The organism is Sphingomonas sanguinis NBRC 13937 (assembly GCF_001591005.1).
Classification (GTDB): Bacteria; Pseudomonadota; Alphaproteobacteria; order Sphingomonadales; family Sphingomonadaceae; genus Sphingomonas; species Sphingomonas sanguinis.
Genome location: NZ_BCTY01000005.1, coordinates 40,670 through 53,617, shown reverse-complemented (window position 1 = coordinate 53,617; position 12,948 = coordinate 40,670). Strand labels below are relative to the sequence as shown.

Below are 12,948 nucleotides of genomic sequence, written 5' to 3'. Positions count from 1 at the left end.
GGACGATCAGTCGAGATCGTTCTCGCTGACCACGACCAGCGACTGGGTCATGTCGCGGACAAGCGCGGTCTGAGCCGCTTCCAATATGTCGTCGGAATAGCGCTCGAACAGTTCCACGGCGTCGCCGTCCGGCACGTCACCGCTCAACGCTTCGAGAAGGTCGTATTGGGCCGCGAACTGATATTCCTCGCCGTCCAACTCCCCGACGAATTCGACCTGCCGGTCAGACACATTGTCCTCGACCGTGCCCGCAACCACTGTCAGCGTATCTTCAGCCATATCTGCCCTTTCTTGCTACCGCGTCGGGGACGCCGCAAACGCGCGGCGGTTCCATGGCGCGGCGTTATTTGACTCGGTGCCAGCGCTGTTCCTTGCACCCCAGCCGCCCGAACAGGCAGCCCTCGCCGACGAGCGTGCGGGCGTCGATCTGGGTAATGGTGCCCTCGACCTCTCGGCCGATATCGGGGATGAAGACCGTTCCTGCCCAGCGGCCGGGTTCCTCTTCCTCGAAATCGGTGAACAAGGGCGTGCCTACCAAGCGTGGGGAGCCGCCACGCTGGGCATCCGCCTTGGCCTGTTCGCTGGCCCAGACGACGGTGCCGCACATCAACTGCGCATCGCGTCCCCGACCACAGGGGGCGAAGCGCACCTGAACCGTGTTGGAGGGGTTGGCCCAGGTTCCGGTCGGAACCCGCGCATCCGCTGCGCTCGCGAAAAGTCCGCCGCTTGCCAATGCCATGGCTGTCACGGCCTTGCGCCAATTGCCTATCTTCATAACGCCTCCTGCCCGGCCTGATACGCGGCCAGGATGAATGTAGGATGGCGCAAGCCCAAAGCAAAACGGCCGACGGGTCGCCCCGCCGGCCGTTTTCATACCGAAGATCGCGGTCCGCGTTACGACGCGCGCTTGGCAAGTTCCTTGTTGATGCCCAGTGCCGCCAGCGTCGCGACCGCGCCCGACAGCAGGTAGACACCCACCGACAACAGCCCGAAATTGCTCGACAGCAGCAGCGCGGCCAGCGGCGCGAAGCCCGCACCCAGCAGCCAGGCCAGATCCGACGTGATTGCGGCACCGGTATAGCGACGCAGCGGCGAGAAGCCCGAGTTAATGACGCCCGACGACTGGCCGAAGCCCAGGCCGAGCAGCAGGAAGCCGAGCACAATATAGATGGTCTCGCCGACACCACCCTGGCTCAGCAACTGCGGCGCGAAGCCCGCATAAGCGGCGATCGCGGCAGCCGACGCGCCCAGCAGGGTGCGGCGACCCACCCGGTCGGCGATCTTGCCCGAGGCGAGGATCGCGATGACGCCGACGATGCTGCCGACGATTTCGATCATCATGAAGTCCTGCGGGCGTTCCTTGTTGAACAGCACGACCCAGGACAGCGGGAACACGGTGACGATATGGAACATCGCGAAGCTGGCGAGCGGTGCGAACGCGCCCAGCAGGACGGTGCGGCCTTCGGCCCGGATCGTCTCGCCAACCGGTGCGGGCTGAAGCTCGCGGGTCTCGAACAGGCGCTGGAATTCCGGCGTCGCGACGATCCGCAGGCGGGCGAACAGCGCCACCACGTTGATCGCGAAGGCCACGAAGAACGGATAGCGCCAGCCCCAGTCCAGGAAGTCAGCGGTGCTCAGCGTCGTCAGGAAGAAGGCGAACAGGCCGTTGGCGACCAGCAGGCCGAGCGGCGCGCCCAGCTGCGGGATCATGGCGTACCAGCCGCGACGACGCTCCGGCGCGTTCAGCGACAGCAGCGAGGGTAGGCCGTCCCAGGCGCCGCCCAGGGCCAGGCCCTGCATGATGCGGAAGATGCCGAGCAGCACGGCCGCCGACGTGCCGATCTGCGCATAGCCGGGCAGGAAGGCGATGGCCATGGTCGAGCCGCCGAGCAGGAACAGCGCGATGGTCAGCTTGACTCCGCGACCCAGGCTGCGGTCGACCGCCATGAAGATGAAGGTGCCGATGGGCCGCGCGATGAACGCCAGCGAGAACAGCGCGAACGAGTAAAGCGTGCCGGTCAGCGCATCGACATATGGAAAGATCAGCGACGGGAACACCAGCACCGAAGCGATGGCGTACACGAAGAAGTCGAAGAACTCCGACGTACGCCCAATAATGACGCCGATGGCGATATCGCCCGGCGCGACATGGTGCGGATCGCGGGCATTGACCAACTGCGCGTCCCGCTCAAGGGGCGTCGAGGTCGATGCGGTTAACTCTGCGCTCATCGGCTGCCAGTCCTGACTTCTTACCTGTACCTAAGGCGGGCCAACTGCGATGCGAAAAGACCGCGCAGGACCGCCATTCTGCTGCGCCTATGCGCCTTTCGGTGGCCGGGGGGGATTGGACAAACTGTCCAATGTGCGCAGGTGCAGCAAAGGCGTAGCGGCGCTTTCCATATGTCTCATTCGTCGAGCCTTGCGCGCCTGCGCCCTCTTCGCTGGGCCGCCTTGCCCCTCCTGGCCATGCTGGGGGGATGCGACGCGGTCGTGCTCAACCCTGCCGGTGACGTTGCCGTGCAGCAACGCGATCTGGTGCTGATCGCGACGGCCCTGATGCTGCTCATCATCATTCCGGTGATGGCGCTGACGGTGCTGTTCGCGTGGCGCTATCGCAAGAGCAACACCGAAGCCGAATATGATCCCGAGTTCGACCATTCGACCATGCTCGAGCTGGTGATCTGGTCGGCCCCGCTGCTCATCATCATCTGCCTGGGCGCGGTGACGTGGACCAGCACGCACCTGCTCGATCCCTATCGCCCGATCGAGCGCACTGCACCGGGCCAGCCGGTTGCGGCGGGCGTCAAGCCGCTGGAAGTCCAGGTCGTCGCGCTCGACTGGAAGTGGCTGTTCATCTATCCCGAACAGGGCATCGCGACGGTCAACGAGCTGGCGCTGCCGGTCGACCGACCCGTCGAGTTCCGCCTGACCGGCACCTCGGTGATGAACGCCTTCTACATCCCCGCGATGGCGGGCATGATCTATACCATGCCCGGCATGGAGACGAAGCTGCACGCGGTCCTGAACCGCGAGGGCACGTTCAAGGGGCTGTCGTCGCACTATAGCGGTGCGGGCTTCTCCGGCATGAATTTCCCCGTCTATGCGCTGCAGTCTAACGGTTTCGACCAGTGGGTGGATAAGGTCCGCACGTCGCAGGCCGGGCAGGGCAAGGGACAGGGTCAGCTGACCCGCGCGGCCTTCCTGACCGTCGAGAAGCCCAGCGAGTATGTGCCCGCCATGTACTTCAACGGCGTCCAGGGCGGCCTGTTCGACCGAGTCGTCAACCGCTGCGTGGCGGACAACACGCCGTGCATGTCGGACGTGATGATGCACGACCGGATGACCGGTGGCGGCGATCCGCACAAGATGAAGGTCGGCGAGGGCAATCCGCCCGTCAACAACACCGGCCCGATGCACGGGGAGCGGACCAAGGGCGCGCTGGAAAAGTCGCCCGAGGAAATCGAGGTCTCGCCGCACCAGAGCCTGGAGCCCACGCCGTCCAACGGCGCGCAGGATGCCGGTGAGATGAAGAACCGCCGTATGTCCTTCCTTTCCATCCCGCAGACCCCCGGCCCGCAGACCTTTGGTCATGCCGGTGCGGGTCGCGGCTGAGGCACGCCATCATGGAAAACATCATAAAGACCATCTTCGGACGGCTATCGATCGAATCGTTGCCGATCCACGAGCCGATCGTCGTCGGCACCTTCCTGGGTGTCGCGGTCGGCGGCATCGCGGTGCTGGCGCTGATCACCAAGTTCAAGCTGTGGGGCTATCTCTGGAAGGAGTGGTTCACCACGGTCGATCACAAGCGCATCGGCATCATGTACATGGTGCTGGGCATCGTCATGCTGCTGCGCGGCTTTGCCGACGCGCTGATGATGCGCGGGCAGCAGGCGATCGCGTTCGGCGATAACCAGGGCTTCCTGAACTCGCATCACTACGACCAGGTGTTCACCGCGCACGGCGTCATCATGATCTTCTTCGTGGCGATGCCGATCATCACCGGCCTGATGAACTATGTGGTGCCGCTCCAGATCGGTGCGCGCGACGTGTCCTTCCCTTATCTCAATAACTTGAGCTTCTGGATGACCGCAGGTGGCGTCGTGCTGGTCATGGCCTCGCTGTTCATCGGCGAGTTCGCGCGGACCGGATGGCTGGCCTTCCCCCCGCTGTCGGAGCTTGATTTCAGTCCCGATGTCGGCGTCGACTATTATATCTGGGCACTGCAGGTGGCCGGTGTCGGCACCACCCTGTCGGGCATCAACCTGATCGCGACCATCATCAAGATGCGCGCGCCGGGCATGACCATGATGAAGCTGCCGGTGTTCTGCTGGACCTCGCTGTGCGCGAACGTCCTGATCGTCGCCAGCTTCCCCGTGCTGACCGCAACGCTGGTTCTGCTGTCGCTCGACCGTTATGTCGGCACCAACTTCTTCACGAACAATCTCGGCGGCAACCCGATGATGTACGTGAACCTGATCTGGATTTGGGGTCACCCGGAGGTGTACATCCTGATCCTGCCGCTGTTCGGCGTGTTCTCGGAAGTCACCTCGACCTTCTCGGGCAAGCGCCTGTTCGGCTATACCTCGATGGTCTACGCCACGATCGTCATCACGATCCTGTCGTACCTGGTCTGGCTGCACCACTTCTTCACCATGGGCTCGGGTGCCAGCGTCAACTCGTTCTTCGGCATCACCACCATGGTGATCTCGATCCCGACGGGCGCGAAGATCTTCAACTGGCTGTTCACCATGTACAAGGGGCGCATCCGGTTCGAGCTGCCGATGATGTGGACCATCGCGTTCATGCTGACCTTCTCGATCGGTGGCATGACCGGCGTTCTGCTGGCCGTTCCGCCTGCCGACTTCGTGCTGCACAACTCGCTGTTCCTGATCGCGCACTTCCACAACGTGATCATCGGCGGCGTGCTGTTCGGTGCCTTTGCCGCGATCAACTACTGGTGGCCCAAGGCCTTCGGGTTCAAGCTCAACCAGTTCTGGGGCAAGGTGTCGTTCTGGCTGTGGGTCGTCGGCTTCTGGGTCGCCTTTACGCCGCTCTATATCATGGGTCTGATGGGCGTGACGCGTCGCCTCCATCACTTCGACGATCCGTCGCTGCAGATCTACTTCGTCGTTGCCCTGTTGGGTGCGCTGATGATCGCGGGTGGCATCGGGGCCTTCCTGGTTCAGATCGGTGTGTCGATTTGGAAGAAGGAAGAGCTGCGCGACGTGACGGGCGATCCCTGGAACGGCCGTACGCTGGAATGGGCGACCTCATCCCCGCCGCCGGATTACAACTTCGCGTTCACGCCGGTCATCCATGAGCTGGATGCCTGGTACGACATGAAGGACAAGAAGGCGCAGGCGCCGGTCGAGGGCTATCGTCCGATCCACATGCCGAAGAACACGGGCACCGGCGTGATCATCGCCGCCCTGTCGACGGCTGCCGGGTTCGGCATGATCTGGTACATGTGGTGGCTCGCCGCCTTCGGCCTGATCGGTGTCGTCGTCGTCGCCATCTGGCACACGTTCAACTATGACCGCGACTATTACATTCCCGTCGAGGAAGTCGTGGCTACGGAAAGCGAGCGGCGTCGTCTGCTCGGGCAGGGAGCCTGATCCATGTCGACCGACGTTCTGAGCGCCGATCCGGCCAAGAACCCGACCTATTACCTGGTCGAGGACGAGGATCATCATCACGAAGGCGGTGGCTCGACGGCCATCGGCTTCTGGATGTACCTGATGAGCGACTGCCTCATCTTCGCCATCCTGTTCGCCACCTATGGCGTGCTGGGGACAAGCTATGCAGGCGGGCCGACCCCGCGGGAGATTTTCGAGCTCCCGCTGGTCGCGCTCAACACCTCGATGCTGCTGCTGTCGTCGATCACCTACGGCTTCGCCATGATCGCGATGGAGAAGAACCAGAAGTCGAACACGCTGATCTGGCTGGGCATCACCGGCCTGTTCGGTCTCGCCTTCCTGTCGATCGAACTCTACGAATTCGCCAACCTCATCCATGAGGGCGCGGGTCCGCAGCGTTCGGCCTTCCTGTCGTCCTTCTTCACGCTGGTCGGTACGCACGGTCTGCACGTCACCTTCGGTTCGATCTGGCTGGTCACGCTGATGGTGCAGGTCGGTCGCTTCGGCCTGATCGAGGCGAACAAGCGCCGCTTGATGTGCCTGTCGATGTTCTGGCACTTCCTGGACGTCGTCTGGATCGGCGTCTTCACCTTTGTCTATCTGCTGGGAGTTCTCCGTTGAGCGCTCATAACCCTCATGGTCATGGCGACCACGCCGACCACGGCCATGATGCCCATGCGCATGGCGACACCCACGGTCATGGTTCGCTTAAGGGCTACATGATCGGCTTCGTGCTGTCGGTGATCCTGACGGCCATTCCGTTCTGGGCGGTCATGACCGGCGCGCTGGGCGATACCCAGACGACCGCATTGGTCATCATGGGTCTGGCCTTTGTCCAGATCGTCGTCCACATGATCTACTTCCTCCACATGAACACCAAGTCGGAGGGTGGCTGGACGATGATGGCGCTGGTCTTTACCGCCGTGCTCGTCGTGATTACGCTGAGCGGATCGATCTGGGTCATGTATCACATGAACACCAACATGATGCCCGACATGGCCGCCCAACTGGGCGGTGGCATGTAATGACGGATGCTGGCGTCGGCGGGGGGCGGCGCGGCCGCTCGCCGCTGACGCTGGCGATCCTGACCGCGATCGGGTTGGCCCTGGTCGCGGGGTTTGTATCACTCGGCGTCTGGCAGTTGCAGCGCCGGGTCTGGAAGCTGGACCTGATCGCGACCGTTGACGCGCGGCTCCATGCCGCGCCCGTCGCGGCACCACGCTCAGCCGACCAGTCCGACGTATACCGTCGGGTCACCGCGCAGGGGCGCTTTCGCAACGATCGCGAAACTTTCGTCCAGGCGGTGACCGAACGCGGCCCCGGTTACTGGGTGCTGACGCCACTGGTCGGGCCGAATTTCACCATCCTCATCAATCGCGGTTTCGTCCCGCCCGAGAAGCGGCAGGACCATAGCCGCCCCGAAGAACCGGTGCGCGTGACGGGCTTGGTCCGCGTGACCGAGCCGGGGGGCGGCTTCCTCCGCTCGAACGAGCCTGCCGCCGATCGCTGGTATTCGCGCGATGTCGCGGCCATCGCCAAGGCCAAGGGACTGGGACCGGTCGCTCCCTATTTCATCGATGCCGACGCCAGCCCCAATCCGGGTGGCTATCCGGTCGGCGGATTGACCGTGGTCGCCTTTCGCAACAGCCATCTCTCCTACGCGCTGACATGGTTCGCGCTCGCGCTGCTGACGGTGGTCGGCCTCGTCATCCTGTGGCGGCGGGGGCGCGAGTGACCTCGGGCGAGCCGCCCTTCCTGCCCTTCACGATGCGCCCGCGCGAGCCCGATCCGACGGCGGGCACGGCGAATATGCGCCAGCTCATCCACCTGCGCTGGATGGCGGTGGCGGGGCAGCTGGTGACGATCCTGTTCGTCAATCGCGTCATGGGTGTGCAGCTTCCCGTGCCCGCGATGATGGGCGTGCTGGTGATGGCGGTGGCGATCAACCTGCTCAGCCATGTCCGGTTGCGTTTCCACCGTATCACCAATACCGAACTGCTGTTCGCGCTGATGTTTGACGTCGGTACGCTGACGCTCCAGCTGTTCCTGGCAGGCGGAGCCACGAACCCGTTTATCTCACTCTATCTCATCCAGGTCGTGCTGGGGGCGGTGTTGCTGGAGACATGGTCGGCCTGGGCGCTGGCGGGGATCACCGGCGTATGCTTCGGTCTATTGTCGCTGCACCACCGACCGCTCAGCTTTCCGCCCTGGCTGTTCGGCGATATTGCCGGACTGCATACGTTGGGCAATTGGCTGGGCTTTGCGCTGGTGGCCGGGCTGCTGATCCTGTTCGTCACCCGCATCAGCCACAATTTGCGCCGCAGCGCCGCGCGCCTCGCCGACCTGCGGCAACAGGCGTCGGAGGAGGAGCATATCGTTCGGATGGGCCTGCTCGCGTCCGGCGCGGCCCATGAACTGGGCACGCCGCTGGCCAGCCTGTCGGTGATCCTGAGCGACTGGCGACGCGTGCCGAAGCTGCGCGACGATGCCGAGCTGATGGGTGAGATCGCCGAGATGCAGGCGGAGGTGCAGCGCTGCAAGGCGATCGTCACCCGCATCCTGCAATCGGCGGGCGAACCGCGCGGCGAGGCAGCGGAGCTGTCCGAGGTCGGGCGCTTCATCGATACCATCGTCGACGAATGGCGACAGAGCCATGCGCAGGTGACGCTCGACTATCACCGCACCGATGACGATGCCGCGATCGTCTCCGACCCGGCGATCAAGCAGGCGGTGTGGAACGTCCTCGACAATGCGGCCGAGGCGTCACCTGCATGGGTCGGCCTGAGCGTCACGCGCGAGGGTGGGGCGGTTGCCGTACGGGTCACCGATTGCGGCCCTGGCTTTACCTCCGCCACCCTGTCGCAGGTCGGCCGTCCCCAGCAGTCGACCAAGGGCGAGGGGCACGGCGTCGGCCTGTTCCTGGTGTCCAGCGTCGTGCGCAAGCTGGGTGGCCGGATCGAGGCGACGAACCGGCCGGAGGGTGGCGCGGTGGTGACGCTGACCCTACCTTTAAGCATGATCGGCGTTTCGGATCGGGAGTAGGATATGGACGACGAACGCACGTTGGTGATCGTCGAGGATGACGAGACCTTCGCCCGCACCCTGCAACGCTCTTTCGAGCGACGTGGCTACCGGGTGTGGGTCGCGGCCAGCCCCGATGCGCTGGTCGCCGTGCTGCGCGAGACCACGCCGCGTTACGCGGTGGTCGACCTTAAGCTGGGCCAGGCCTCGGGCCTTGCCTGTGTCCAGACGCTTCATGCGCATGATCCGGGCATGTTGATCGTCGTGCTGACCGGCTTTGCCAGTATCGCCACGGCGGTGGAGGCGATCAAGCTGGGCGCCTGCCACTATCTTGCCAAGCCGTCGAACACCGACGACATCGAGGCGGCCTTCCACAAGGCGGGCGGCGACGCGACGACCGCGATCACCGACCGGCCCAGTTCGATCAAGACGCTGGAATGGGAGCGGATCAACGAAACGCTAGCCGAGACGAACTTCAACATCTCGGAAACCGCGCGGCGGTTGGGGATGCACCGCCGGACGCTGGCGCGGAAACTGGAGAAGCGCCACGTCCCCTGACACGGCGCTTCTCCCAACAGATCAGCGGCGCTTTTCGGCCGCGATCCAGTCGGCGATCTTCTTCTCCAGCACCGGCATCGGCAGCGCGCCGGTGTCGAGTACTTCGGCGTGGAAGCGGCGGGGATCGAACTTCGCGCCCAGCTCCGCCTTGGCCTGCGCCTTCAGGCGGCTTATCGTCAGCTGGCCGATCTTGTAGGCCAGCGCCTGGCCCGGAATGGCGATATAGCGCTCGACCTCGGCGGTCGCGTCGGTTCGCGCCATGGGGGAGTTGGCGAGCATATATTCGATCGCCTGGTCGCGCGTCCAACCCTTGGCATGGATGCCCGTATCGACCACCAGCCGCATGGCGCGCAGCATCTCGTCGCTCAGGCCGCCCATCCGTTGATAGGGATCGGTCTCCATGCCCAGTTCAGGCCACAGCGTCTCGGCATAGAGCGCCCAACCCTCGGCATAGGCGGTGTTGCCGCCGAAGCGCATGAAGGCGGGCAGGGCGGCATTTTCCTGTGCCAGGCTGATCTGGAAATGATGGCCCGGCACCGCCTCGTGCAGGTACAGCGTCTCCATCTCCCACATGTAGCGGGATGGCAGGTCGTAGGTGTTGTAATAGAACACCCCCGGCCGCGTCCCGTCCGGCGTACCGCCCTGGTACGAGCCGCCTGCATCGGTCTTTTCCTTGAAAGCCGGAACCGGGCGGATTTCCAGCGCCGTCTTGGGGATCAGCGAGAATTGCTCACGGATACGTGCGTCGATCCGGCGTCCGATCGCCTCATACCCCTCGCGGAGCTGGGCGGCGCTCTTGGGCGCGAATTGCGGGTCGGTGCGCAGGAAGGTGAAGAACTCCGCCAAGCTGCCCTTGAAGCCGACCGCCTTCTTCTGAACCTCCATCGCCTTCAGGATACGCGCGACTTCGGACAGGCCGAGCTGGTGCACATCCTCCGCCTTGAGCGGCAGGGTCGTGTTCTGTTCGATCAGATAGCTATAAAGACGGTCGCCGCCTTTCATGCCCGAAAGACCGACGCTATCCCGCGCGGCGGGTAGATAGGTGTCGGCCAGGAAACTCCGCATCCGACGCTCGGCGGGCAGGATGACGTCGCGTATCTGCGTCGCATAGGCCGCCTTCAATCGTGCCTGTTCCGCCGCCGGAATGGTGGCGGGGAAGCGCTTCACCGGGCCATAGAAAGTCGAGTCCTCGACAGGCCCCGCCAGCAGATTGTCGAACTGCGCGATCATGTTGCGCACGACCAGCTTGGGCTGGACGACACCACTGGCCATGCCTTGGCGGAAGCGGACGATCGCTTCGTCGAGCAGGCGGGCATATTCGACGTTACGCTTCAGGTTGTTGTCGTAATCGGCCACCGTGTTGAACGGTGCCGCACCCTGGCCGGAGGCGAATTCGGGATAGAAGGTCTGGATGCCGTAGAAGTGGTCCATCGGCCGCACGATCGTCAGCGCGACAAGCGCCGGGTCGAGTCCCTTCAGCGTCGTCTGCGTCTGCTGCTGGAAGACGTCATAAGCGACCTGATTGGTCGGCGTCAGCGCAGCCCGGTTGATCTGGCCCAGGTCCTTCAGGTCCTTTTCGGCCGCCGCCCGTTCGGCATTGATATACGCATCGGAAAAGAAATCGCCGATCCGGTCGGCGCGGCGCATATCGCCACGGAACAGCCCATTGATCGGGTTGCGCGCCAGGCTGGCTTCATCGCTATCGTGGAATAGCCGCTTCAGCCGGGCATCCTCCTTGCCCTCACCGGGCTGGGCTGCGGCGATCGGAGTGGCCTGGGCATGAGCGAGGGCAGGCGTGGCCGACACGGCCAGAACGATGGCAAGGGAGAGAAGGCGCAAGCGGGTATCCCGACAGGAGAAGCAATCCGACCTTGGTAGAAAGCCCTTTCCCTGCCCGCAAGCCGTTCAACGAAAAGCGCCCTGTGATCGCACCAGGATCGCAGGGCGCTGATAAGCCGCCAAAAATGGCGATTTAGACGGTCGTCTTGTTCGTGGCGGCCTTGGCAGCGGCCGACCCGGCATTGCTGGCGGCCTTCACGACATTGTCGAACAGCGAACGCGCGCGATCCTTGGCATTGTCCTTGGTCAGGCCCGCTTCCTCCAGCTCACGCAGGCCGGTCTCGCGTGCGGCCTGCGTTGCCTGGCGAATCGTCTCCCCCAGCTTCTTGCCGAGCGGGGTCAGCACTTCCTTTTCACGCGCCGAACGCGGGATAAGCGCGCCAGCGATCACGCCGACCGCGAGGCCGCCGACCAGGATGCCGAGCGGGTTGGCTTCGATCGTGCGTGCGGTCTTGTGCGCCAGCTCGCCCGCCTTGTCCTTGGCGTCGTGCAGCGCCTGCGATGCGGTTTCGCGACCATGGTCCAGCTTTTCGCGGAGGCCGTCGGTCTGCTGATTCTGATGCGTCTCGGTGGTCATGGCCAACATCCTTCTGGGCTGTGCCGCCGGGTACTCGTCCCGGCGCGCCAAATCAGCGTTTGCGTTTGAACAGGCGGGCGATACGCCGACGGTTGAGCAGCAAGCCCAGAACCGCGACACCGCCTGCCACGGTGGCTGGGTTGTTCTTCGCGGTCTCCAGACCCGAACATGCGGCGGACATGCCCGCTTCCTTCGCCTGGGCGGCCAGTGCCTTCGGCTCCAGGCGAGCCTGAATGCGCGAGGCAGTCTGGTTCATCCGCTCGCGCGCTTCGGCTGCGCGCGCTTCGGCTTCGGCGACGGTCATGACTGGCCTCCCGACAGACGCGACTTCCCGACCATCGCCAGAACACCTGCGACGATCAGCACGACACCGACCACGATCAGCGTTGCCGCAAACGGCCCGGTCAACGGGGCGAGCGCGAAAATCAGGCCGACCAGCAGCGCGATCAAAGCCGAAAGGCCAAGTACCGCCGCCACGCCGAAAAAGATCGCCGCACTGCGATAACGCCCGATCTTGTCGGTCGCCCGCGCCTTGGCGAGATCGATCTCGGCGGTGATGAAGGAGCGTCCGTCATCGACCAGTTGTGACACCAGCGAGGTCAGGGTCTCCGGCTCCGGCGTGACCGCCCTCAGGGTCTCGGCGACCCGGGTCACGCGGCGCCGTCGGCCGACTGGCGGGTTTCGATGCCCGACTGCACGACACGGGCCAAGACGAAGCCCAGCGCGGCGGCAACGCCGATCGCGATCGCCGGGCTCTTGGTCACGAAGGCGCGCGCGTCGTCGAGCAGTTCCTCGACATCCTTATCCTTGATCGCGCCCGACAGCGACGTCACGGTATCGGCAGCCGATCGCGCATATTGGCCATATTGCTGGCCCAGCTTCTCATCGACCTGTACGGCGGCATCGTTCAGCATCTGCGCGACCTGATCGAGTGCGGAACCCGCCTTGGCCTTGCCGTCGCCCGCCAGCGCATGGATTTTGTCGACCGCCTGCTGCTGCACTTTGGTCGCGCCCTCCTTCACCTGCTGCTTGGCATCGGCAAGCCCTGCCTTTGCCTTAGACGCCTCGGCCTCGCTATCGAAAGCAACGCTGGGCGCGGCGACTTCATGGGCAACGGCGGTATTTCCGGCGAAGCTCGGCTCGCCAGTGTTGGCGGCGGGAAATGTGCTGTCGGTGTCAGCCATCGGAAAACCCTTTCCATTTGGCCCGGGTGAACGGGCGGTTTTGCCTCTTAACCCCGGCAACGGAACCACGGTTCCATGCTTTTCCCGCAATTGCCCTTCGCACAGTCACACGATAGAGCCGCGCCGAGAC

Annotated in this window: 15 protein-coding genes; 7 read left to right on the top strand and 8 right to left on the bottom strand. The window is 64.2% G+C overall.

The window, feature by feature from the left end:
• Positions 1-6 precede the first annotated feature (6 nt).
• The 3 genes from SSA01S_RS04445 to SSA01S_RS04435 all read right to left on the bottom strand — a co-directional run bounded on the left by SSA01S_RS04445 (position 7) and on the right by SSA01S_RS04435 (position 2,229).
• The gene (locus SSA01S_RS04445; protein WP_061779398.1) at positions 7-279 is read right to left on the bottom strand and encodes a DUF1488 family protein; all 273 of its coding nucleotides are present in this window, start codon (positions 277-279) and stop codon (positions 7-9) included.
• 64 nt (positions 280-343) lie between these two features.
• On the bottom strand, positions 344-775 hold the full coding sequence (locus tag SSA01S_RS04440) for a DUF2147 domain-containing protein (RefSeq protein WP_082794923.1): 432 nt from the start codon (positions 773-775) through the stop codon (positions 344-346).
• A 119-nt stretch (positions 776-894) separates the two neighbouring features.
• On the bottom strand, positions 895-2,229 hold the full coding sequence (locus tag SSA01S_RS04435) for an MFS transporter (RefSeq protein WP_061779397.1): 1,335 nt from the start codon (positions 2,227-2,229) through the stop codon (positions 895-897).
• A 171-nt stretch (positions 2,230-2,400) separates the two neighbouring features.
• Here SSA01S_RS04435 and cyoA point away from each other — a divergent pair, with 171 nt between their 5' ends.
• Genes cyoA through SSA01S_RS04400 form a run of 7 tightly spaced genes read left to right on the top strand, consistent with a single transcriptional unit; the run spans position 2,401 to position 9,218 of the window.
• Positions 2,401-3,612, top strand: coding sequence for a ubiquinol oxidase subunit II (gene cyoA, locus SSA01S_RS04430; RefSeq protein WP_082678227.1), 1,212 nt, complete (start codon positions 2,401-2,403; stop codon positions 3,610-3,612).
• Positions 3,613-3,623: 11 nt separating this feature from the next.
• Positions 3,624-5,618, top strand: coding sequence for a cytochrome o ubiquinol oxidase subunit I (gene cyoB / locus SSA01S_RS04425; protein ID WP_061779396.1), 1,995 nt, complete (start codon positions 3,624-3,626; stop codon positions 5,616-5,618).
• Positions 5,619-5,621: 3 nt separating this feature from the next.
• Positions 5,622-6,260, top strand: coding sequence for a cytochrome o ubiquinol oxidase subunit III (gene cyoC / locus SSA01S_RS04420; protein ID WP_058715635.1), 639 nt, complete (start codon positions 5,622-5,624; stop codon positions 6,258-6,260).
• On the top strand, positions 6,257-6,664 hold the full coding sequence (gene cyoD, locus SSA01S_RS04415; RefSeq protein WP_058750986.1) for a cytochrome o ubiquinol oxidase subunit IV: 408 nt from the start codon (positions 6,257-6,259) through the stop codon (positions 6,662-6,664). Before cyoC ends, cyoD begins: the two co-directional genes overlap by 4 nt.
• Positions 6,664-7,374 carry an SURF1 family protein gene (locus SSA01S_RS04410; protein ID WP_061779395.1) on the top strand — a complete coding sequence of 237 codons (711 nt, stop codon included), beginning with the start codon at positions 6,664-6,666 and terminating at the stop codon, positions 7,372-7,374. Before cyoD ends, SSA01S_RS04410 begins: the two co-directional genes overlap by 1 nt.
• Positions 7,371-8,681, top strand: coding sequence for an ATP-binding protein (locus SSA01S_RS04405; RefSeq protein ID WP_439951130.1), 1,311 nt, complete (start codon positions 7,371-7,373; stop codon positions 8,679-8,681). Before SSA01S_RS04410 ends, SSA01S_RS04405 begins: the two co-directional genes overlap by 4 nt.
• A 3-nt stretch (positions 8,682-8,684) precedes the next feature.
• Positions 8,685-9,218 (top strand): response regulator transcription factor, encoded by a 534-nt coding sequence (locus SSA01S_RS04400; protein WP_061779394.1) that lies wholly within the window; start codon positions 8,685-8,687, stop codon positions 9,216-9,218.
• A 21-nt stretch (positions 9,219-9,239) separates the two neighbouring features.
• Here SSA01S_RS04400 and SSA01S_RS04395 read toward each other — a convergent pair whose 3' ends face one another.
• From SSA01S_RS04395 to SSA01S_RS04375, 5 genes are all read right to left on the bottom strand, one after another.
• A complete protein-coding gene (locus SSA01S_RS04395) occupies positions 9,240-11,057 on the bottom strand; it encodes a DUF885 domain-containing protein (protein WP_061779393.1) in 1,818 nt (605 codons plus the stop codon).
• Positions 11,058-11,190: 133 nt separating this feature from the next.
• Positions 11,191-11,634 carry a hypothetical protein gene (locus SSA01S_RS04390; protein ID WP_240954760.1) on the bottom strand — a complete coding sequence of 148 codons (444 nt, stop codon included), beginning with the start codon at positions 11,632-11,634 and terminating at the stop codon, positions 11,191-11,193.
• A gap of 52 nt (positions 11,635-11,686) precedes the next feature.
• Positions 11,687-11,938, bottom strand: coding sequence for a DUF3618 domain-containing protein (locus tag SSA01S_RS04385; RefSeq protein ID WP_058715629.1), 252 nt, complete (start codon positions 11,936-11,938; stop codon positions 11,687-11,689).
• Entirely contained in the window at positions 11,935-12,288 is a 354-nt protein-coding gene (locus SSA01S_RS04380; RefSeq protein WP_061779391.1) for a phage holin family protein, read from the bottom strand. The genes SSA01S_RS04385 and SSA01S_RS04380 overlap by 4 nt, the downstream gene beginning before the upstream one ends.
• Complete coding sequence (locus SSA01S_RS04375; protein WP_061779390.1) at positions 12,285-12,818, bottom strand: hypothetical protein; 534 nt, start codon at positions 12,816-12,818, stop codon at positions 12,285-12,287. The genes SSA01S_RS04380 and SSA01S_RS04375 overlap by 4 nt, the downstream gene beginning before the upstream one ends.
• Positions 12,819-12,948: the final 130 nt, after the last annotated feature.